The sequence below is a fragment of the Hydrogenophaga sp. genome, from assembly GCF_030656115.1.
Taxonomy (GTDB): domain Bacteria; phylum Pseudomonadota; class Gammaproteobacteria; order Burkholderiales; family Burkholderiaceae_C; genus Hydrogenophaga.
The window spans coordinates 1-21,261 of sequence record NZ_JAUSOO010000178.1; the positions used below are offsets into that span (position 1 = coordinate 1).

Below are 21,261 nucleotides of genomic sequence, written 5' to 3' on the forward strand. Positions count from 1 at the left end.
GGCACACATGACGTGCGTTGGTATTACATCGCTTGCCGCTGCGTGGAATGCAATCTGGTCGGGGTCTTCGCAGACTGGAAGTGTGAAGCGGGTGATGCGGCGGCCTTCCTCGCCAAGGTATGAACGGCCGAACCCCGCAGAAATCAGGTTCGCAGGCCACCCAGGCGCTGGATGCTGCCCAGGCGCAGCCCAGAGCTGCACAACAAAGTGCTCAAACCCCTGTAAGACCTCAAAGCCCAGCTGGCAGGTCTGAGCAGCATCCCCAAAATTCTTTTCCTGCAGGGCAAGGGGGGGCGAGCTGCTGGACGAGGTGATGGACAAGCTGGCCCAAGTCGAAAAGACAAAGCGCCCGCCCCAACACCACCCACGTCACCCACATCGCCCAAACCACGGCAACCGGCGGGCAACTCTGACGCCGTCGCCCCTCCTGCACTGGTCCAGCCACCCGCACCTGCGGCCAAGCCCATCAAAGTGGTACGCGTGGCCGACATGGGCAGCAAAACCTACCTGGAGAGCGAGGCCAACAGATACCCACACGACACCTGCAAGCTGTGTCAAACTGCATGAAACGTCTGAACACCTCGCTTCCAACTACCCGCCCATGAAACAGCGTACATCGCCCACACCTGACGGCACATCGGCAAGCGCATCGGCCAGCGCCACGGCCAGTTCTTCTGTCAGCCAGTCATGGCGGGCGGGGCGGGTGTTTCGGCGCAAAGACATCAGCAGCCAAAGCCCCAGTGTGGACCGCGAACTCAGCCGCCGCCTGCAAACCGGCCAGGTCTGCAAGGCCGCCCGTGGGCTGTACTACGTGCCCAAGCAAACCCCGTTCGGCCCTGTGCCGCCGGAGCCCAGCCGCTTGGTGGCCAAGTTTTTGGACGACAAGCAATTTCTGGTCTTCAACCCCAGCGCCTACAACACCCTGGGGCTGGGCACCACCCAGCTCTACAACCGCACCACTGTGTACAACCACAAACGCCACGGCACCTTCACCCTGGCGGGGTTTGAATTTGACTTTCGGCAAAAGCGCCATTTTCCCCAGGCCGCAAAAGTGACCCGCGAATTTCTGTTGGTGGACATGCTCAACAACATCGACACCCTGGCCGAAGACTCCGCCACCGTGCTGCAACGCGTGCAAACCAAACTCGCCACCTTTGACGCCGCCCAGCTACAGGCCGCCGCACGCCAATACGGCACCGAGCGCACCCGCCAGCAAGTCACTGCCCTGCTGACCGCGCTGCCAGCACAGGCATGACCAAACCCATGGCCAGCCCCCGTGCCACCCCTGCCAAGCGCAAAGCCCCCGCTGCGCAGGTGTTGCTGCACGACCACCCCAACTTTGCCGACCTCGTTCGCCAGGTCAGCCAAGCCAAAGGCATTGCCCCTTACCTGGTGGAAAAAGACTACTGGCTCATGCACAGCCTGTGGTGCTTGCAGCAGCAAGGCTGGGTGTTTGAACTCAAAGGCGGTACGTCCCTGTCCAAAGGGTTTGGGCTGATTCAGCGGTTCTCTGAAGACATCGACCTGTGCATTCCCCCACCGCCCAGCCTTGAACTCAAAACCGGCAAGAACCACGACAAACCCGCGCACATCGCGGCCCGCTTGGCATTTTTTGACGGTCTGGCCCATCAAATGGCCCAGCGCACCATGCCTGGCATCGCCAGCATCGAGCGCGACACCGCTTTTGACGATGCCAAGAGCAGCAGCGCGGGCATCCGACTCATTTACCCCGTGCGAACCGGCGCACTGGGGGGCATCAAAGACGGCATCCTCCTTGAACTCGGTTTTGATGACACCGCGCCCAACACCCCTTGCGACATCTCAAGCTGGCTGGTCGATGCCGCGCTGAACACCACCGTACCCATCATCGACAACCGGGCCAAAGCCGTGCCGTGCTACAGCCCTGCCTACACCTTTGTTGAAAAGCTGCAAACCGTTGCCACCAAATACCGCAACCAGCAACAGGCCCCGAGCGGCGCATTCCCGAAAAACTTTCTGCGCCACTACCACGACCTGTATGGCCTGCTGGCCAGCCCTGACGTGCAAGCCTTCATTGGCACGCCCGCCTACCACGCTCGCAAGCAAGTGCGCTTTCCCCAGGCCGACAACCTGCACATCGCCAGCAATCCCGCCTTTACCTTGCCCGATGCAAACACCCGCGCCCTGTACGCAGCCAAATACCAGGAAACCAGCAGCCTTTACTACGCAGGCCAAGTGCCGTTTGAGGCCATTCTGGACCGCATCCAGCAGCACATTGACCGCCTCTGACGCATGCACCAGTGCACCAGTAAGAGCCTCTGCCATCTTGCTCAAAAGCCGTGATTGCGCCGGGATTCTGTCCCTCACCCGTCCAGCCAGGCCAATGGACAGACGGAACCCATGGTCAACCTGTCGATTTTTACAACAGAGCCGATTGCAGTCAAAGGAGCTGCTGGTTCTGGGTGGCTCTCAAGTCGTTCGCTCTAAGTGATTGATTTGCATGGATATTTCTGAACGACATTCGGACGATTTGCGGCGCGGGCGGGCCGATTACTTCGCTGACTTAGCCAGCGGTCGGTACACTTCGGGAAATGCCCATATCGGGCGCTCTACTGCGAGAGGAAAATGAAGTGAGTGAAAAACTTCTGGAAATTGATCCAGCGTCATCGATCCTATTTCTAGGTTCAGGATTTTCCGTCGGCGCGGAGAATATTCGGTATGAAGAGATGCCTTCGGGTAAGGGGCTGAAGCAGTTGTTCGCGGACGCGCTAAAGGTGAGACCCGAAGACTACGACCTAATGACGCTCGCCGACGAATTCACGCAGCGCGAAGACCTGAATCTCTACCAGACGGTCTATGAAATATTCACCACGACAAAGGCTAAGGAACACCAAAAGGTGATCTTGGGGGATAAGTGGCGGCGAATTTACTCAACCAATTACGACGACCTAGTGGAGTGGTGTTACTTTGGCGTGGGCAGCGCAATCGATTCCTTTAGCTTTGAAGAATCGAAGCCGTCGCGGTTGAATGCAGGTGCGATTATTCACCTACACGGCTGCATCCGGAATGCGACTGAGAAAAACGTGCTGGATCAACTGGTGTTGAACGAAACTTCGTACGTGCGGCAGCACATCGAAAGATCGGTTTGGTACGACGAGTTTGTTCGGGATCTAAAGTTCTGCACTAACTGTTTTTTCATCGGATACAGCCTTGCGGACATGCACATCGCGGCCTTGCTGATGAAAAACGAGCATCTACGCGAAAAGATCTTCTTCGTCACACGAGACTTAAATGACTCAATCTTCAATAAACGCGTGCAACCGTACGGAACGATCCTGCCGATAGGTGCAGAAGGCTTCGCTAACCTTTGCAAGACCTTACCGCGCCCAGCAAAAAATATGGATCCCACGCGGCTAAAGGCGTTCAAGTATCTCGATCCGCAAAAGGACAAGCGAACGCTGGCCCCGCCAACGCCCATCGAAATCATGAACTTGGTCGCTTTCGGAACGTTCAGCGAACAGCGTTGCCTTAGCACACTGCCAGAGTCGAGGTACGTGATCGCGCGGACCAGCACTGTTGCAGAAGCGCAGCGACTGCTGGGCAGCCACAAGTGTCTTCTCGTGCACTCACGGCTAGGTAACGGAAAGACGATTTTTCTCCACATCCTCGCTCACAAGTTGGCAGAGGACGGCTACAAGTGCTACATGTGCAAGGAGAATACCGAGGTCCCGAATCACGATTTGGATGTGCTGGCACAGGTGAAGAAGGCTGTCATTTTCTTTGATTCATACAATACTGCTATCGACGCAATCCCTCGCTGCTCCCATCTAGGCAATGTCAAATTCGTTGTCGCTGTGCGAACGGGCGTGCAGGAGGTTCGTCTGCATGAGATTCAATCGAAACTACCGGTTTTGCTGGTGCGCCTTAGTATCAACCAGCTTGAGCCTGCCGATCGAGCTGATCTCAAGAAACTACTAGACTTGTCCGGTGCTCGTGTTGATGACCTCGAAAGAGGCATCGATAAGAGCCAGGAGATTCGAGAAGTAGTCGTATCGTTGTATCAGAACCGACTGATTCGAGACAAGATTGCGAACGAGCTTGCGCCACTTATGCGCATGGAGAAGGCCCGGTTAGTCGTGATCTGTGCACATCTCGTGAAGTGGATCGGAGGCGATCTTGAAGCTAGTTTCCTGCGCGCGGTGAGCGGCGAGGATCCGTACGCGCTGCGATTAAACAATGGCGCGGTAGCGGTCGATCTGCTGCGGTTCGATGATGACAACGTAGAGGCGCGGTCCGCTCTATTTTCCGAGTATCTCATCCAGAATCATTTTGAAACAGATTGGATTACCGATGCCGTCTACCGCCTTGTCGTGGAGGCTGTTCGCCGTAAGCGCGACCGCAACTACCAGAAGATTCTTGGCAGTCTAGTGCGATATTCTGCTTTAGACAGGGCACTAGGCCGCGATCCGAATAGGCACGGGGCTTTGAGGGAACTCTATGATCGTCTTCATCGCGATAGTTCCGTGAATGCGGAACCGCTGTTCTGGCTACAGTACGCAATCTTCATGATGGACATCGATGATCTGGATGCCGCCGATGGCTTCCTACTTACGGCGTATAAGCGAGCAGAAGATAGTCCTGGCTTCAAAACTTACCAGATCGACACCCAAGCCTTACGGTATGTGTTGGTGCGAGAAACGAGGGACACGGCCACTTCTGTCACGCGATACGATACTCTCATTGAGCGTCTCCGGCGGGTTGTTCCAATGCTTGTCGATGCGAGCCACCGCTCGCATGCTGTTCACGTCATGAAAGACATTGAGCCGTTCGTCAAGGCTAGGGGGCGCGCATTGTCACTGGTCCAGAAGAACGAATTCGTAGCCGAACTCGACCAAGTTCTCGTAGCACTGGGGCGATTTGACATAGCGGCGCAGGCTGAAACTGCCTCGATTCCCGTTGGGGAGAGCGTCGAACGCGCAAAGGGGGAAATCTGGAAGGGCTGATTGCGCACGCGGCTGGTTTGAATGATCGCCTCGCGTTCAGAAGACTGAACTAGTAAGACTGTACAGCCCGACTTTTGTCTTCAGCGGTGATGCTTAGTCATGGCCGAGCCCGGGGTTTTAGTTGAAGTCGCGACCTCCCTTATGACTGCTGGGGCGATGACGCCAGCGACCGGTAAGTCGGCCGTCAAAAGCTTCCCATGCCATGTGTGGAACCAAACAAGGCCCACTGCAGAGGGGAAAATGCAAAAGGATGGCTTGGGAACTTCTTTTGCTTGACTTACTAGCGCACCGCCCCCACCGCCCTACTTCCCCGCATTCGGGAAAAATAGCAGCTACCCGCCCATCTTGTACCCCGCAATCACTGCCTGCCCCGCCGGGCCGGTCACCCAGTCCACAAACTTCTGGCCTTCGGCGGTTTTGACCTGTGAATGCTTGGCGGCGCTGCCCCGCATGACGCCGTATGGGTTGAACCAGCGTTTGTCGACTTCCACCAGCACGGCCAGGTCGGCGCGGTTCTTGAAGTTGAGCCAGGTGCCGCAGTCAGCCAGCACATAAGCGCCGATGTTGAGCGCCGGGCCCATGCCGCAGCCGCACGCTTTGTAGCCGCTGCCTTTGTGGGCACAAGGGTTGCCAGGACCGCCCTTTCCTGAAAGGTGTGCCCGCAATGCGCAACAATTGACCATCCCCTTGAGGGCTTTTTTGTTCAACAGGTCATGGACTGCGCAATGAAACCCATCTCCCACCACCTTGTGTCCCTGGACTTTGAAGAAATCTGGGACTTGGCTCCCGTGTCCTTGTGGTTGGAAGATTACAGCGGACTCAAGCGGCTGTTTGACCTCTGGCGCGAACAGGGGGTGATCGATCTGGCGGGCTTTTTGGCAGAAGACGCTTCCCGCCAGGACCAATGCATTGAGCAATTCAAGGTGCTGCGGGTCAATCAGTTCACCTTGGACCTGTTTGAGGCCAGCAACCTGGAAGAACTGCAATCTCGCATCAACGACGTGCTGCGCGATGACATCCGAAACTGTGTCACCTACGAACTGTGCGAACTCTGGGCGGGACGGATGGGGTTTGCGACCCAGACCTTCAACTACACGCTCAGCGGCCGCCGTCTGGAGGTGCGCATCCGTGCCCGCATTCTGCAGGGCCATGAGGCGAACTGGGACCGCGTGCTGCTGACCTTGGAAGACGTGACCCAGGAAGAAGAAAGCCGGCAACGGCTCGAAGAGCAGCAGCGGTATGCCCAAAGTCTGTTCGAACTGTCTCCCGTTTCGCTGTGGGTGGAAGACTTCAGCACCATCAAAATGCTGCTGGACGAAGTCCGGGCGTGTGGCATTGATGACTTCGTCACATTCGTGCAAGTGCATCCCGAGTTTGTGGGTCGGTGCATGCAGGAAATTCGTGTGATTGACGTGAACCGCCACACCTTGCAGATCTTCGATGCCACCTCCAAGCCACAGCTGATTGAGCAACTGGACCAGGTGTTTCGCGATGAAATGCATGACACCTTCAAGCTTCAGCTGATCGACCTGTGGTACGGCAAGCTGTTTCAGCAGCGGGAGGTGGTCAACCACACACTCACGGGGCACTTGCTGCACATCCACATGCAGTTTCACATCATGCCGGGTCATGAAGCCGACTGGAGCCGTGTGCTGGTGTCGCTGGTGGACATTTCAGCGCGCAAAAAGGCCGAGGCCTACCTGGAGTACCTGGGCAAGCACGATGTGCTGACCAAATTGCGAAACCGGGCTTATTTCACCGAAGAAGTCAATCGTCTGTCACGCAAAGGCCCCTGGCCTGTCAGCGTGCTGGCCATTGACCTCAACGGACTGAAGCAGATCAACGACGAGGCAGGTCATGCGGCTGGTGACGCCATGTTGCGCCGTGCTGGGGAGGTACTGTCCAAAGCCATGGATGCCCCGGCCTGTGTCTGCCGCATTGGCGGTGATGAGTTTGTGGCGCTGCTGCCAGGCGGCGATACACGGGATGCCCAGGCCGTGCAGGACCGCATTGCCGAGTTGCTGGAGTTGAACAACCAGTTCTACCAAGGCCATGCCTTGAGTCTGGCCGTGGGGGCAGCCACTTGTCAGGCGGGTGAGGTGCTGGACCAGGCCATTCAGTCGGCCGATCAAGCCATGTACCGGGCCAAAACGGCGCATTACCAACAGCAGGCCATGGAGCGTCGCCGCAGTTAACGCCCGATGGACCACGCCAAGGGTTGCACCTTGGACCCATAGGGCCACAGCTGCCTTATCGCGCCGGTCTGGCACCCGTCAGGCTTTCAGGCGTGGTGCAAAAAAACAGCTGTGCGTGGGAGGCCTTCATTTTTCCGCGTTCGGGAAAAACAACTGCTCCCCGCCAATCTTGTAACCCGCAATCACCGCCTGCCCGGCCGGACCGGTGACCCAGTCCACAAACTTCTGGCCTTCAGCGGTTTTCACCTGCGGGTGCTTGGCGGCGCTGACCAGCATGACGCCGTATTGGTTGAACAGGCGTTTGTCGCCTTCCACCAGCACGGTCAGGTCGGCGCGGTTCTTGAAGTTGAGCCAGGTGCCGCGGTCGGCCAGCACGTAGGCGCCGCTGCTGGAGCCGATGTTGAGCGCCGGGCCCATGCCGCAACCGCACGCTTTGTAACCGCTGCCTTTGTTCGCGTCGGTGTCGGTCATTTTCCAGAAGCGCAGCTCAGCGGCGTGGGTGCCGCTCTTGTCGCCGCGCGAGATGAACGGTGCGTTGGCGCTGGCCACTTTTTTCAGGGCGGCCACGATGTCGTTGCCTCGGGTACCTGCGGGGTCGGCCTGGGGGCCGATCAGCACGAAGTCGTTGTACATGACTTCCTGGCGCTTCGCGGCAAAGCCGTCGGCCACGAACTTGTCTTCGGCCACCTTGTCGTGCACGAACAGCACGTCGGCATCGCCCCGGCGCGCCATGTCAATGGCCTGGCCGGTGCCGAGTGCGACCACTTTCACGTCAATGCCGCTGGCTTTTTTGAATTCGGGCAACAGGTAACTGAACAGGCCCGATTGTTCGGTGGACGTGGTGGACGCCACGACGATGCTGCTCTGCGCGAACACAGCCGCGCTGCCCAGCAGGCCTGCGCTGAACAGGCCCGCCGCAGCCAGGAAGCGAATCGTCAGGCGGCGCGTGGGTAGATGGTTTGTGTTCATGCGGTTTCTCCTTTGACGAACAGGTTGGCCTGGGGGCTTTGGGCCTCCAGGCAGTCGGGGTTGAAAAAATCGTTCACCGGCAGGTCGGCCAGCACGCGGCCGCGCTCCAGGTACACCACGCGGCTGGCCAGGCGTTTCACCTGGCCCAGGTTGTGGCTGCTGAACACCAGCGTGGGGGCTCGCCGCCCCGGGGCTGGGGCGGCGGTGGTGAAGTCGGCAATCAGGGCTTCCACCTCGCGCTTGGCGTGCGGGTCCAGGCTGGCGGTGGGTTCGTCGAGCAGCCACACATCGGGCATCAAGGCCCAGGCCCGCGCCAGGGCCAGGCGCTGCTGTTGGCCGCCGGACAAGGCCCGCGCGTTGCGACTGGCCAGGTCTTGCATGCCAACCCGGGCCAGCGCCAGCGGCGCCCGTTCGCGCGCCTGCGCCCACGGCACGCCCTGCAGCCACAGGCCCAGGGCGATGTTGTGCAGCGCGCTCAGGCGCAGCATGTGCGGGCGCTGAAACAGCATGGCCTCGCGCTGGCCGGCGGGTTTGTTCAGCGCACCGGCTTGGGCGCGCTGCAGGCCGTGCAGGGTGCGCAGCAGGGTGCTCTTGCCGCTGCCATTGGCGCCCACCAGCGCCACACGCTCGCCGCTGGATATCCGCAGCGTCACAGCGCTCAGCGCGACCAGGCGGCCAGCCGGGCCCAGGTGCACATCGACCTGGCGCAGGTCAAAGCAGGCGGGGGCTTGCGCGTTCAAAGCCGGCCAGGGAGCCACAGGGGGTAAGCCACTCATGCGGTCATGCCACGGCCAAGGCCATGCCCACACCGTCGGCCCGCTCGCGCCAGCGGCGCAGCAGCGCCACCAGCGCGTTGAGCAACAGCACCACGCCCAGCAACACCAGGCCCAGGCCGAGCGCCAGCGGCAAATCGCCCTTGCTGGTTTCCAGGGCAATGGCGGTGGTCATCACCCGGGTGAAGCCTTCGATGTTGCCGCCCACGATCATCACCGCGCCCACCTCGGACACGGCGCGCCCAAAGGCGGTGATGAGCACGGTGAGCAAGGCATAACGCTCGTCCCAGGCCAGCAGCAGGCTGCGCAGCGCCGTGCCCGCGCCGAGCGACTGCAGTTGTTCGCCGTGGCTGCGCTCAGCGTCTTCCACCACCTGGCGCGTGAGCGCTGTGACCAGCGGCAGCACCAGCACCGCCTGCGCCAGCACCATGGCCTGAAAGCTGAACAACCAGCCCAGAAAACCCAGCGGCCCCGAGCGCGACAGCAGCAGATAAATGACCAGCCCCACCACCACCGAGGGCACGGCCAAAAACGTGTTCAGCAGCGTCAGCAACACGCCGCGCCCGGCAAAGCGCGCTGTGGCCAGCCAGGCGCCCAGCAGCAAACCCATACCACAGGCCAGCAGACACGCCGTGGCGCTGACGGCGAGCGAGCGCAGCACCACCGTCCAGAGGCCGGCGTCGCCCGACACCACCAGTTGCAGCGCGGTGGCGATGCTGTCAGAAAACGTGTTCATGTTGCGCTGCAGCTTAGCGGGCGCGGCGCGTGTTGAGAGTACGTAGTGACGCGGTATGAAGCGCTGAACATAGGCCGCAGGCGGTGCGCGGCAAGCGGTGATGCACACTTGCAGCCATGCGAAAAATTGAGCTGTCTTACCGGATCACAGAAGCGCTGCGCACGGCCGACACAGCCACGGCGCCAGCGCTGCCCAGCCCCACGGCGATGCTGCGCAACCCGATGATGGACGTGTTGCACGCGGTGCGCGAGCGGGGTTCCATTTCGGCGGCGGCGCGGCAGCTGGGGTTTTCTTACCGCCATGTCTGGGGCCAGCTCAAGCAGTGGGAGGCCGAACTGGGCCAGGAACTGATCGTGTGGGAACGCGGCCAGGCCGCACAGCTGAGCCCGTTTGGCGAGCGCCTGCTGATGGCCGAGCGGCTGGCGCAAGCGCGGCTGGGGCCTCAAATGGAGAGCTTGCGCGCCGAACTGGAACGCGCGTTTGCGCTGGCTTTTGAGCCGGATGCGCAAACCTTGGGCGCCGAAGTGCTGACGCTGTACGCCAGCCACGACCACGCCTTGAACGCCTTGCAAGACATGGCGGCCAGCCGGGGCATGGACGGACCGGGTGTGTTCCTGGACATCCGTTTTTGCGGCAGTGTGGACGCGATCCGCGCGCTGAACGAGGGCCGCTGTGTGCTGGCGGGTTTTCACACGCAGCCGTTTGCCGACGCGGCCAGCCTGAGCGCCCGCACCTACCGGCCGTTGCTGAAACCCGGCACCCACAAAATCATTGGCTTTGCGCGCCGCGCGCAGGGCCTGATGGTGGCGCCCGACAACCCGCTGAAGCTGCACGACATGGCCGATGTGGCCCGCCTGCAGGCCCGCTTTGTCAACCGGGCCAAGGGCACCGGCACGCGCCTGCTGCTGGACGAGCTGATGGCCCAAGCCGGTCTGGACCCGATCGACATCACCGGCTTTGACACGGTGGAAAGCTCACACGCCGCGGTGGCCCACGCCGTGGCCAGCGGCCAGGCCGACGTGGGTCTGGGCACCGAATACGCCGCCCGCACCCAGGGCCTGGGCTTTGTGCCGCTGACCGACGAACGCTATTTGCTGGTGTGCCTGAAGGCCGCGCTGGAGACGCCCGGCGTGCAGCGCCTGCTGGCCCTGCTGAGCAGCCCCACATGGCAGTCCACGCTCAACGCCCTGCCCGGCTACACCAGCGACCACAGCGGCGAAGTGGCCGCCATGAAGCGGTTGCTGCCGTGGTGGAAAGCATGAAGCCAGGACTTACGCAAAACCGCCATGGCGTTGTTGCTTCGCCTTGCCGTACGTCCGTACTGTCTGCGGCTTCGCGCCTAGCCCTGACGGCTTTGCGTAAGTCCTGGAAGCGCTGAAGTTTGCAGCCGTCTGGCTTGGCGCGCCGAGAACGCAAACCGCGCAGGCGCCTAGCCCAGCGGCACCCCCAGAAACTCAGCCATCGCCTCCAGCTCGGCGGCCAGCGCCACCCGGAAGGTGGCTTCTTTCGGAGGCTGGCCATTCACATAGCCCATGTCGGCGCACAGGCGTCCATCGGTGTTGGACACATTGCCCCAGCCCACCACCTGATCGCGCCAGAGCAAGGGCATGGCGTAGTAGCCGCGCACGCGCTGGGCCGGCGGCGTGTACGCCTCAAAACGGTAGGCCCACCCCCAGAGTCGCTCAAACCGGTCGCGGTCCCACACCACCGGGTCGAAGGGCGCCAGCAGGCGCGCACGTTCCGGCACGCTCCAGCGCCTTGAACAAGGATCTTCGCCTGCGGGCCAGTACCACGAAACGCCCTCCACCGGGGCCTGGGGCAGGCGTTGCAAGGCGCGCTGCAGCGCAGCGCGCAACGGGTTCTGCCACTGTGGCACCGCGTGCTTGAGCATGGCCACCAGTTGCCGAAGGCCGGGGTATGGCAGCGGCGCGTATTTGTCCACCAGCACGTCCACCAAAGCGTCCAACGCGCTTGGAACGTCGTCAGGAGCGGCCAGGGGCGTCTGCGCGGCGTACAGGCGGATGCCTTTTTCGCGCCGAGACACACGCAACAAGCCACGGTAGTGCATGGCGTCCAGCAACTGGGTGCTGGCCTTTGATTGCCCGCCAAAGCCGTTGGTGGTGTGGCCATGGGCAAAGTGCGCGTCCACCTCCCGCGGGTGCGCTTCGCCTCGCGCCTGTACGAATTGCTGCACCGCATGGGCCTGCGCCCAGCGCTCGGCAGACCACTCATGGTGTGCCGTGCGCGGGTGCATGCGTTGGTGCAACTCGCGTGTGACAAAGCCGTAGTTGACGAAAAAGTCTTCTTCCACCGCCAACCGGGGGTAAGCGCGCTCCAGGTCGCCGGCCCGGTAGCCCTTGACGCGGTGGCGCAGCGTGAGGTCTTGCGCGCGGGCAGGTGAGCGGATCGGGTCGGCCTGGACGAAGCCCAGCCGCTCAAGAGCCCGGGGCAGGCTGACGGGGGCGAACAGGCTGCGGGCAACGGCGTAGCGGCGAAGGTCGGAAAGCGTCGGGGTGGGCATCGCGGCATCATGCCGCAGCGACCCGCCCGCTGGAGGTCTTAAAAAGCTTCTTTTTCCGCTTCCAGATACGCCAGGCTGGTGTATTTGCCAATGTTGCTGTCAAAGCCGTCCATGGTTTTGGCGCGGCTGGCCACGCGCGGGTCTTGCAGCACGCGGGCCTTGGCGCCATCGAGCGCAACGCCTTCTTTCACGGCCTTTTCACACGGCTCGTAAATGCCCCGCATGAAGGTGCCGTAGGTGTCGAGCAAGGTTTTGCTGCCGCGCCCGTGGCCGGGCACCCACAGCTGGTCACCGGCGGCTTTCTGGATCGCGTCGTAGTACTTGAAGGTGCCGAGGTAAGAACCGTCGTCCATGTTGGCGATGCGGTTGTCCATGGCGATGTCGCCGATGTAGGTGAGCTTGTCCTGCACGATTTCCAGGCACAGATCGGACGGCGTGTGCGCGCGGCCGTAGTGGTGCAGCTTGATCTGCACGTCGCCGTAGTCGAACACCTGCCCGTGTTGCACGGTGTTGTTGGGCGCAAACACCCGGGTGCCCAGCGTGGCCTGGTTGGTCCAGCGCTCCATCAGGCTGCGCCACAGGTTGCCCTCGTGCCCGGCAATTTGTTCGCGGGTGTGGGCCAGCGCGTGGATGGGCAGGTCTTTGCCGTAGGCCTCCACAAAGGCGTGGTTGCCCAGCCAGTGGTCGCCGTGGTAGTGGCTGTTGAACACCGCAACCACCGGCTTGCTGGTCACTTTTTTGATCATGCGAATGGCCATTTGACCAATTTGCAACGAAGCCCCGGTGTCGAGCACCACCACGCCTTTTTGCGTGATGACAAACAACACGCTGGCCATCAGCCCCTGGTTTTCGGCGGTGGGAAAACCGTCTTTGGCGTACACCATCCACACGTGCGGGGAGAGCTGCTCGGGCGCCACGTCGGGCACGGGCGGGCCTTCAATGAATTCTTGCACCTGCTGGGCAAACAAACGCACGTCGGGCACCATGGCCAACCCAGCCACGCTCAGCCCGGTGCCGCCCACCATGCGCAGCCATTGGCGTCGGCTGCGCAGCGGGACGGCCGTCGGGGCATTCAAACTGGGGGGGGATGAAAAAGGTGTGTCGGGTTTCATGCGGGTCTCCTGCGGAATGTCGTTATCAAATAAGCAATTGCTTATTGAGCAATGATAGAACCCTGGGTGCCGCTCGGCAAGCGAGGGTCGCGTCCCGCGCGCGCATGGCGTTGGTGCAAACTGCTGGCTCCGAGTGAGCCATGCATCTGAAAAGGTGGGAACCATGACATATTGCGCACGCTGGCCACGCACCACCGTCTTGGCGCTGCTGGCCTGCGGGATGATGGGGGCCTGTGCTGGTTTGGGGGGCGCCAACCGGTTGACCGGAGCAGCCGTACCGCTGGCACAGCCCGAATCTGCATCCGGCACCACCCCCAAGCCGGGTTGGATAACGCGCCGCTTTGCCGTGGCGGCGGCCAACCCGCTGGCCACCGAAGCCGGTGCGCAAGTGCTGCGCGAAGGCGGCAGCGCGGTGGACGCGGCCATTGCCGTGCAAATGGTGCTGGCCTTGGTGGAGCCGCAGTCCAGTGGCATCGGCGGTGGGGCCTTTTTGCTGCACCACGACGGGCAGCGCCTGCAAGCGTTTGATGGCCGCGAAACCGCACCCGCCGCAGCCACCCCCCAGCTGTTTCTGAACCCACAAGGCCAGCCCCTGCCTTTCATCGACGCGGTGGTGGGCGGGCGTTCGGTGGGCACGCCGGGTGTGCTGGCCATGCTGGCGCTGGCGCACCGCCAACACGGCAAATTGCCTTGGGCGCGGCTGTTTGAACCGGCGGTGGCGCTGGCCGAAGGTGGCTTTGCCATCAGCCCCCGGCTGCACACCTTGCTGAAGGCCGAAACCGCGCTGCAACAAGACCCGGTGGCTGCGGCCTATTTTTTTGCGGCCAACGGCCAGCCACACCCGGCGGGCCATGTGTTGAAGAACCCGGAACTGGCCGCCGTGTTGCGCGACATCGCCACGCTGGGGCCGCTGGCTTTTTACGACGGCCCGGTGGCCCGCGCCATGGTGAACACGGTGCAACAACACCCCAAACCCGGCGGTTTGAGCGCGCAAGACCTGAAAAACTACCAGCCCAAAGAGCGCGAAGCCCTGTGTTTTGACCACACGGCGCAGCAGCGCGCGCTGCGCATCTGCGGCTTTGGGCCGCCCAGTTCGGGGGCACTGGCCATCGGCCAAATATTGGGTTTGCTGGCCCGCACGCCGAATGCCATGGCCGCGCCCGAGGCCCAGACACCACCCAGCCCCGATTGGCTGCACACCTACACCGAAGCCTCTCGGCTGGCGTTTGCCGACCGGGCACAGTTTGTGGCCGACCCCGACTTTGTGGCCGCACCCGGCGGCCACTGGCACAGCCTGCTGGATGCGCGCTATCTGGACGAGCGCGCCCGGCTGATGGGCGGTGCCCGCATGCCCACGGCACCCGCTGGCCAGCCCGGTGGGGTGCGCAGCAGTTGGGCGCCCATGCCCGATCAAACCGAGTACGGCACCAGCCACATCAGCATCGTGGACGCCTGGGGCAATGCGCTGGCCATGACCACCACGATTGAGGCCGGTTTCGGCGCGCGCCTGATGGTCAACACCGGCCAGGGCCGCTCGGGCGGTTTCCTGCTGAACAACCAGTTGACCGACTTCAGCCTGGTGCCCACCGACGCCGCAGGCCAGCCGGTGGCCAACCGGGTGGAGCCGGGCAAACGCCCCCGCTCGTCCATGTCGCCCACCCTGGTTTTCGACGCACAGACGGGCGAATTGCTCATGAGCACCGGCAGCCCGGGCGGCGCGTTCATCATCCACTTCACCGCCAAAACGCTGTTGGGCACCTTGCACTGGGGCCTGAGCCCGCAGGCCGCCATCGACCTGCCGAACTTCGGCACGCTGGGCGGCCCGCTGCTGCTGGAAGCGGGCCGCTTCCCGGCCGCCACCGTGCAGGCGCTGCAGCAGCGCGGCCACACGGTGCATGAAACCACTTTGCCCAGCGGGCTGCAGGCCCTTCAGCGTGGTGTGCAAAACGGCCAGGCGGTGTGGCTGGGCGGTGCCGACCCCCGGCGCGAGGGCATCGTGGCGGGAGACTGAGCCGCGTCAGCCCCGGCCCCGCTGGCCTTTACACATCAATGGCTTGGGCAGAGCCTGCGCGCTTGCGCAGTTCAAACTTTTGAATCTTGCCGGTGCTGGTTTTCGGCAGCTCACCAAACACCACACAACGCGGCACCTTGAAGCCCGCCAGGTGTTGTTTGCAATGCGCCACGATGTCCTGCTCCGTGGTGTGGGCGCCGAACTTCAGCTCCACAAACGCGCACGGCGTTTCGCCCCATTTGGCGTCGGGCCGGGCCACCACGGCGGCGGCCAGCACGTCGGGGTGGCGGTACAACACGTCTTCCACCTCGATGGACGAGATGTTTTCACCGCCCGAGATGATGATGTCTTTGCTGCGGTCCTTGATCTTGAAATAGCCGTCGGGGTACTGCACCGCCAGGTCGCCGCTGTGAAACCAGCCGCCCGCAAACGCCTCTGCAGTGGCTTGCGGGTTTTTCAGGTAACCCTTCATGGCGATGTTGCCCTTGAACATGATCTCGCCCATGGTTTCGCCGTCTTGCGGCACGGGCAACATCGTCTCGGGGTTGAGCACGCGCACGTCGCGCTGCAGGTGGTAGCGCACGCCCTGGCGCGCGTTCAGCCGGGCGCGCTCGCCAATGTCCAGCGCGTCCCAGTCCTCGTGCTTGGCGCACACCGTGGCCGGGCCGTAGACCTCGGTCAGTCCGTACACATGGGTCAAATCAAAGCCCATCTGCTCCATGCCCTCGATCATGGACGCCGGTGGCGCCGCGCCCGCCACCATGGCCTTGATCCCCGTCGGCACACCCACCTTCATGGCGGCCGGCGCATTGACCAGCAGGCCATGCACGATGGGCGCGCCGCAGTAGTGCGTCACACCGTGCACGCGCATGGCGTCAAAAATGGCTTGTGGATCGACCCGGCGCAGGCACACGTTCACGCCCGCCCGCGCCGCCAGCGTCCACGGAAAACACCAGCCGTTGCAGTGGAACATGGGCAGCGTCCACAAATACACCGCGTGTTTGGGCAGGTCCCATTCCAGGATGTTGGAAATGGCGTTGGTGGCCGCGCCCCGGTGGTGGTAGACCACGCCCTTGGGGTTGCCGGTGGTGCCGCTGGTGTAGTTCAGGGCAATCGCGTCCCATTCGTCGGCGGGCCATTGCCAGGCAAAGGCCGGGTCACCACCGGCCAGAAACGCTTCGTACGTGGTGCAACCCACCGGCTGGGCTTCGCCGGTGAACAGCGCATCTTCCACATCGATCAGCAGCAGCGGCGTGCTGGCCTGGCGCAGCGTGAGTGCCCGGGCCAGGGTGGGGGCAAACTCCGGGTCCACAATCACCGCCTTGGCCTCGCCGTGGTCGAGCATGAAGGCAATGGCCTCGGGGTCCAGCCGGGTGTTCAGCGCGTTGAGCACGGCGCCCGCCATGGGCACGCCAAAATGAGCCTCCACCATGGGTGGCGTGTTGGGCAGCATCACCGCCACCGTGTCGTTTTTGCCAATGCCCGCGCGCTGCAAGGCGCTGGCCAGTTGGCGGGCGCGCTGGTAGGTCTGGCCCCAGGTCTGTCGCAACGCGCCGTGCACGATGGCCAGACGGTCCGGATACACCTCGGCGGTGCGTTCGATGAACGGCAGTGGGGAAATGGGCGTGAAGTTGGCCTCGTTGCGGGGCAGATCCTGGTCGTAGATGCGGGTCATGCAGGTCTCCGGGGTCGTGAAAATCGTGTGGGGGAGAATAGCCGGGTGACCATACCGCAAACCTTTATTCAGGAACTGCTCAACCGCGTCGACGTGGTCGACGTGGTGGGCCGCTACGTCCAGCTGAAAAAGGGCGGTGCCAACCTGATGGGGTTGTGCCCGTTCCACGGCGAAAAGTCACCGTCGTTCAGCGTCAGCCCCACCAAGCAGTTCTACCACTGCTTCGGCTGCGGCGCCAACGGGAATGCCATTGGCTTTCTGATGGAACACGCCGGCATGAGCTTCATTGAAGCGGTGAAAGACCTGGCGCAGCAGACCGGCCTGCAAATTCCAGAAGACGACGCCTCGCCCCAAGACCGCGAGCGTGCCGCGCAGCAACGCCAAAAACAGGTCACGCTGAACGATGTGCTGGACAAGGCCGCGCATGCGTACATGAAGCAGCTCAAAGCCTCGCCGCGTGCGGTGGCGTACCTCAAGGGCCGGGGTTTGTCGGGCGACATCGCCAAAACCTTCGGGCTGGGCTATGCCCCGGAAGGCTGGCGCAGCCTGGCCAGCGTGTTCCCGAACTACGCCGACCCGCTGCTGGTGGAATCGGGCATGGTGATCGAGCATGCCGACGAGTTGGGCGCCGATGGGCAGATCAAGCGTTACGACCGGTTCCGCGACCGCATCATGTTCCCGATCCGCAACGTCAAGGGCGAGTTCATCGGCTTTGGCGGGCGCGTGCTCGACAACGGCGAGCCCAAATACCTGAACTCGCCCGAAACCCCGGTGTTCAGCAAAGGCCGCGAGCTGTACGGCCTGTTTGAGGGCCGCACCGCCATTCGCGTGGCCGGCTACGCGCTCGTCACCGAAGGCTACATGGACGTGGTGGCCCTGGCCCAGCTGGGTTTTGCCAACGCCGTGGCCACACTCGGCACCGCCTGCACGCCCGAGCATGTGCAAAAGCTGTTCCGGTTCACCGACAGCGTGGTCTTCAGCTTCGACGGCGACAACGCCGGGCGCCGGGCCGCGCGCAAAGCGCTGGACGCCGCCCTGCCCCTGGCCAGCGACACGCGCAGCGTGAAGTTTTTGTTTTTGCCCGCCGAACACGATCCCGACAGTTTCATCCGCGCCAACGGTGAAGCGGCGTTTGCCCAGTGTGTGAAAGAAGCGGTGCCGCTGTCGCGCTTTTTGATCGAAGCGGCGGGGGCCGACTGCGACCTGGGTTCGGCAGAAGGCCGCGCCCGCATGGCCTCACAGGCGCGACCGCTGTGGAGCGCCTTGCCCGACGGCGCGCTCAAGCGCCAGTTGATTGGGGATATTGCCGAGGGCACCGGCCTGAGCAGCCAAGACCTGTTGCAGCTGTGGCAACAAGCGGGCACGGGTCCACGCCCGGCGCGCAGCGCCAACGCCGAGCCACACAACCGCACGCACGAACACAGTCCGCCAGAGAGCGAATACACAGCGGGCCATGCCAGCAGCCAACAGCCCTGGGAAACAGCGGGCGGCTACGGCAGTGGTTATGGCAGCGGTTCTGGTGGCGGGTACAGCAAGGGTGGCGGCTCCAGCGGCAAACGTTACGGCAAATACCGCCGGGGCGAAGCACCGCCGCCGCGCATGCTGGGGCAGCGCCTGGCCGCCACCAGCCGGGCCGACCGGGCCGTTGGCCTGTTGCTGTCCAATGCGCAAGCCTGGGACCATTTGTCTGCAGACGACCACGCCCTGCTCGCCCACCTGCCCTCACCCCAAGGCCCCGTGATGGCTTGGCTGGAGGCACAAATGCACGAACACGGACCGCAGCCCTGGGCCGCCTTGAGAGAAGCGCTGCGCGGGCATGCATCGGAAGCCTACGCCTGCGCACAAGTCGAACAGGTCACCTTGGTCAACGACCCCGCCTCCGAGCTGTCTGAGCTCGACGGGATCATGAATTTACTGCGGGCCGATGCCCTCAAAGCCTTGGCAGACAGGCTGGCGATGCAGGCACAGCAAGGCGATGCGTCGGCCTACGAGGAATTCAAACGCGTGTCCGATCGCATCAAGGCCTTGAAAAACAGCCAACCGGTATAATGTTCGGTTTCGCACCGCAAGCGCGACAGCAGCACCTCCGGCCCGGCCCGGCCCCCAGTAACGGGGCTACATGGATCTCATTTCTGGCCACCTCAGCGACCCCACCGGTCCTGACGGAACCCCGCAAGGGCTGCACACCAAATGTTCGCCCCACCAGCTTGCAGGTCCACCTTTTCCGGCGAAAAGTGGGCGTTGTGCTCTACAAAAATCACCGGGGTTGCCCATTTGTTGGGTGGCTTGGCGGCTTTTGACTGATCTGCCGGTTCCTGTTTGACGTTTTTTTGAGGTCCTCATGCCCGCGAAGAAGTCCAGTGCGTCCGTCGTGTCCAGCAAACCAAAAGCCACCCAGGCCAGCCCGAGCCCGGCAACACCGGTAGTCCCTCCGAAGAAAGCCCCTGCTGTGACCGACAAGACCCCCACCAAAGCCGCTGCCAAAAAGGCGCCCGCCAAAACCGCACCCGAAGCCCTCGACACCGAACTGGCGGTCGATGCGGGCACGGCCAAAAAGAAAGCTGGCCGGCCAACCAAAGCCGCATCCACCGACAAACCAGCGGCCAAGCGCGGCCGCAAGCCCAAAGCGGGCGCTGCATCGGACGGCGACATGGACGATGCCGACCTGAGCGACATCGAAGACGACCTGACCGGTGAAGTGGAAGCCGAAACCGAAGCGGTTGACGCGTCCGCCCAGCCGGTCGAAAAGGTCAAGCCGCTGCGCATGAAGATCAGCAAGGCCAAGGAGCGCGCGCTGATGAAGGAATTCGGCCTGGACGAAACCGTCCTGTCCGAAGAAGAAGCCAAAAACCGCCGCGAGCGCCTGAAAACGCTGATCAAGCTGGGCAAGACCCGTGGATACCTGACCCACGGCGAGATCAACGACCACCTGCCCGACAAGCTGGTGGAAGCCGAGACCCTGGAAGTGGTGGTCTCGCTGCTCAACGACATGGGTGTGGCGGTCTACGAACAGACGCCCGACGCCGAAACCCTGTTGCTGAACAACACCGGCCCCACCGCCGCCACCGAAGAGGAAGCGGAAGAGGAAGCCGAGGCCGCCCTGTCCACCGTGGACAGCGAATTCGGCCGCACCACCGACCCGGTGCGCATGTACATGCGCGAAATGGGTACGGTGGAACTGCTGACGCGCGAAGGCGAGATCGAGATCGCCAAGCGCATCGAGGGCGGCCTGAACGACATGATCGCGGCCATCTCGGAAAGCCCCGCCACCATCGCCGAAATTTTGGCCATGGCCGAGGACATCCGCGAAGGCAAGGTGGTGATTTCCACCGTGGTGGACGGCTTCGCCGACGCGAATGCCGCCGACGATTACGTGGCCGAAGAAGATTTTGACGACTACGACGAGGCCGACGACGACGATGGCAAAGGCGGCTCCAAAGCCCTGACGCGCAAGTTGGAAGAACTCAAACGCGAAGCACTGACCCGCTTCGATACCATGCGCGGGCTGTACGAGAAGCTGAACAAGACCTACGCCAAAGAGGGTTACGGTACGCCCACCTACCTGAAAACGCAGGCGGCCATCACCGAAACGCTGATGTCCATCCGTTTCACGGCCAAGGCCATTGAAAAACTGTGCAACACCATGCGCAACCAGGTCGATGAGGTGCGCAAGAAAGAACGCGAACTGCGCCGCATCATCGTGGACAAGTGCGGCATGCCCCAGGAAAAATTCATTGCCGACTTTCCCGCCAACCTGCTCAATCTGAAATGGGTGGAAAAGCAAGCGGCTGCCAGCAAGCCCTGGAGCGTGATCATGCAGCGCAACATCCCGCCGGTGCAAGAACTGCAAACCGGCCTGATGGCCATCCAAACCAACGTGGTCGTGCCGCTGGCTCACCTGAAAGACATCCACAAGCGGATGAACCAGGGCGAGTCCACCTCGCGCGATGCGAAGAAGGAAATGATCGAGGCCAACCTGCGCCTGGTGATCTCGATCGCGAAGAAGTACACCAACCGCGGCCTGCAGTTCCTGGATCTGATCCAGGAAGGCAACATTGGCCTGATGAAGGCCGTGGACAAGTTCGAATACCGCCGCGGCTACAAGTTCTCGACCTACGCCACCTGGTGGATCCGCCAGGCCATCACCCGCTCGATCGCCGACCAGGCGCGCACCATCCGCATCCCGGTGCACATGATCGAGACCATCAACAAGATGAACCGCATCAGCCGCCAGCATTTGCAAGAGCATGGTTTTGAGCCTGATGCATCCATCCTGGCCGAGAAGAT

At 62.5% G+C, this 21,261-nt stretch carries 14 protein-coding genes and 1 pseudogene; 8 read left to right on the forward strand and 7 right to left on the reverse strand.

Features of this window, described 5'->3' with window-relative positions:
• The first annotated feature begins 601 nt into the window (after positions 1–601).
• The 3 genes from Q7J58_RS22075 (at position 602) to Q7J58_RS22085 (ending at position 4,982) form a co-directional block, all read left to right on the forward strand.
• The gene (locus tag Q7J58_RS22075) at positions 602–1,255 is read left to right on the forward strand and encodes a hypothetical protein (RefSeq protein WP_304832152.1); all 654 of its coding nucleotides are present in this window, start codon (positions 602–604) and stop codon (positions 1,253–1,255) included.
• Complete coding sequence (locus Q7J58_RS22080; protein WP_304832154.1) at positions 1,252–2,268, forward strand: nucleotidyl transferase AbiEii/AbiGii toxin family protein; 1,017 nt, start codon at positions 1,252–1,254, stop codon at positions 2,266–2,268. Before Q7J58_RS22075 ends, Q7J58_RS22080 begins: the two co-directional genes overlap by 4 nt.
• Before the next feature lie 341 nt (positions 2,269–2,609).
• Entirely contained in the window at positions 2,610–4,982 is a 2,373-nt protein-coding gene (locus Q7J58_RS22085; protein ID WP_304832156.1) for an SIR2 family protein, read from the forward strand.
• 332 nt (positions 4,983–5,314) lie between these two features.
• On the opposite strand, the pseudogene Q7J58_RS22090 reads toward Q7J58_RS22085, so the two are convergent.
• Positions 5,315–5,602, reverse strand: a pseudogene (locus tag Q7J58_RS22090) (tungsten ABC transporter substrate-binding protein); the annotation flags it as partial.
• Between the two features lie 105 nt (positions 5,603–5,707).
• Here Q7J58_RS22090 and Q7J58_RS22095 point away from each other — a divergent pair.
• Positions 5,708–7,177, forward strand: coding sequence for a sensor domain-containing diguanylate cyclase (locus Q7J58_RS22095; RefSeq protein WP_304832158.1), 1,470 nt, complete (start codon positions 5,708–5,710; stop codon positions 7,175–7,177).
• Positions 7,178–7,303: 126 nt separating this feature from the next.
• Here Q7J58_RS22095 and Q7J58_RS22100 read toward each other — a convergent pair whose 3' ends face one another.
• From Q7J58_RS22100 to Q7J58_RS22110, 3 genes are read right to left on the reverse strand one after another with little or no spacing between them, the layout of a single operon-like run.
• A complete protein-coding gene (locus tag Q7J58_RS22100; RefSeq protein WP_304832160.1) occupies positions 7,304–8,146 on the reverse strand; it encodes an extracellular solute-binding protein in 843 nt (280 codons plus the stop codon).
• Positions 8,143–8,922 (reverse strand): ATP-binding cassette domain-containing protein, encoded by a 780-nt coding sequence (locus Q7J58_RS22105; RefSeq protein WP_304832161.1) that lies wholly within the window; start codon positions 8,920–8,922, stop codon positions 8,143–8,145. Before Q7J58_RS22105 ends, Q7J58_RS22100 begins: the two co-directional genes overlap by 4 nt.
• A gap of 4 nt (positions 8,923–8,926) precedes the next feature.
• Complete coding sequence (locus Q7J58_RS22110) at positions 8,927–9,655, reverse strand: ABC transporter permease (RefSeq protein ID WP_304832163.1); 729 nt, start codon at positions 9,653–9,655, stop codon at positions 8,927–8,929.
• A gap of 206 nt (positions 9,656–9,861) precedes the next feature.
• Between Q7J58_RS22110 and Q7J58_RS22115 the strand changes: the two genes are divergently transcribed.
• Positions 9,862–10,917: a substrate-binding domain-containing protein gene (locus Q7J58_RS22115; protein ID WP_304832173.1), complete on the forward strand. Its 1,056-nt coding sequence runs from the start codon at positions 9,862–9,864 to the stop codon at positions 10,915–10,917.
• Between the two features lie 167 nt (positions 10,918–11,084).
• Here the strand turns inward: Q7J58_RS22115 and Q7J58_RS22120 are convergent, their stop codons facing one another.
• Complete coding sequence (locus tag Q7J58_RS22120) at positions 11,085–12,176, reverse strand: crosslink repair DNA glycosylase YcaQ family protein (RefSeq protein ID WP_304832165.1); 1,092 nt, start codon at positions 12,174–12,176, stop codon at positions 11,085–11,087.
• A gap of 38 nt (positions 12,177–12,214) precedes the next feature.
• Positions 12,215–13,288, reverse strand: a complete 1,074-nt coding sequence (locus Q7J58_RS22125; RefSeq protein WP_304832166.1) for an MBL fold metallo-hydrolase — start codon at positions 13,286–13,288, stop codon at positions 12,215–12,217.
• Between the two features lie 220 nt (positions 13,289–13,508).
• On the opposite strand from Q7J58_RS22125, the gene Q7J58_RS22130 reads away from it, so the two are divergent.
• On the forward strand, positions 13,509–15,299 hold the full coding sequence (locus Q7J58_RS22130) for a gamma-glutamyltransferase family protein (protein ID WP_304832175.1): 1,791 nt from the start codon (positions 13,509–13,511) through the stop codon (positions 15,297–15,299).
• 28 nt (positions 15,300–15,327) lie between these two features.
• Here Q7J58_RS22130 and Q7J58_RS22135 read toward each other — a convergent pair whose 3' ends face one another.
• On the reverse strand, positions 15,328–16,974 hold the full coding sequence (locus Q7J58_RS22135) for an acyl-CoA synthetase (RefSeq protein ID WP_304832167.1): 1,647 nt from the start codon (positions 16,972–16,974) through the stop codon (positions 15,328–15,330).
• Positions 16,975–17,019: 45 nt separating this feature from the next.
• Here Q7J58_RS22135 and dnaG point away from each other — a divergent pair, with 45 nt between their 5' ends.
• Together dnaG and rpoD are read left to right on the forward strand one after the other, a co-directional pair.
• A complete protein-coding gene (gene dnaG, locus Q7J58_RS22140; protein WP_304832169.1) occupies positions 17,020–19,023 on the forward strand; it encodes a DNA primase in 2,004 nt (667 codons plus the stop codon).
• A 292-nt stretch (positions 19,024–19,315) separates the two neighbouring features.
• The coding region (gene rpoD, locus Q7J58_RS22145; RefSeq protein WP_304832171.1) for an RNA polymerase sigma factor RpoD at positions 19,316–21,261 on the forward strand (1,946 nt) is incomplete at its 3' end.

Coding starts and splice junctions, on each gene's coding strand:
- Q7J58_RS22075 (WP_304832152.1), top strand. CDS start 602: ATGAAACAGCGTACATCGCCCACACCTGACGGCACATCGGCAAGCGCA.
- Q7J58_RS22080 (WP_304832154.1), top strand. CDS start 1,252: ATGACCAAACCCATGGCCAGCCCCCGTGCCACCCCTGCCAAGCGCAAA.
- Q7J58_RS22095 (WP_304832158.1), top strand. CDS start 5,708: ATGAAACCCATCTCCCACCACCTTGTGTCCCTGGACTTTGAAGAAATC.
- Q7J58_RS22100 (WP_304832160.1), bottom strand. CDS start 8,146: ATGAACACAAACCATCTACCCACGCGCCGCCTGACGATTCGCTTCCTG.
- Q7J58_RS22105 (WP_304832161.1), bottom strand. CDS start 8,922: ATGAGTGGCTTACCCCCTGTGGCTCCCTGGCCGGCTTTGAACGCGCAA.
- Q7J58_RS22110 (WP_304832163.1), bottom strand. CDS start 9,655: ATGAACACGTTTTCTGACAGCATCGCCACCGCGCTGCAACTGGTGGTG.
- Q7J58_RS22115 (WP_304832173.1), top strand. CDS start 9,862: ATGCTGCGCAACCCGATGATGGACGTGTTGCACGCGGTGCGCGAGCGG.
- Q7J58_RS22120 (WP_304832165.1), bottom strand. CDS start 12,176: ATGCCCACCCCGACGCTTTCCGACCTTCGCCGCTACGCCGTTGCCCGC.
- Q7J58_RS22125 (WP_304832166.1), bottom strand. CDS start 13,288: ATGAAACCCGACACACCTTTTTCATCCCCCCCCAGTTTGAATGCCCCG.
- Q7J58_RS22130 (WP_304832175.1), top strand. CDS start 13,509: ATGATGGGGGCCTGTGCTGGTTTGGGGGGCGCCAACCGGTTGACCGGA.
- Q7J58_RS22135 (WP_304832167.1), bottom strand. CDS start 16,974: ATGACCCGCATCTACGACCAGGATCTGCCCCGCAACGAGGCCAACTTC.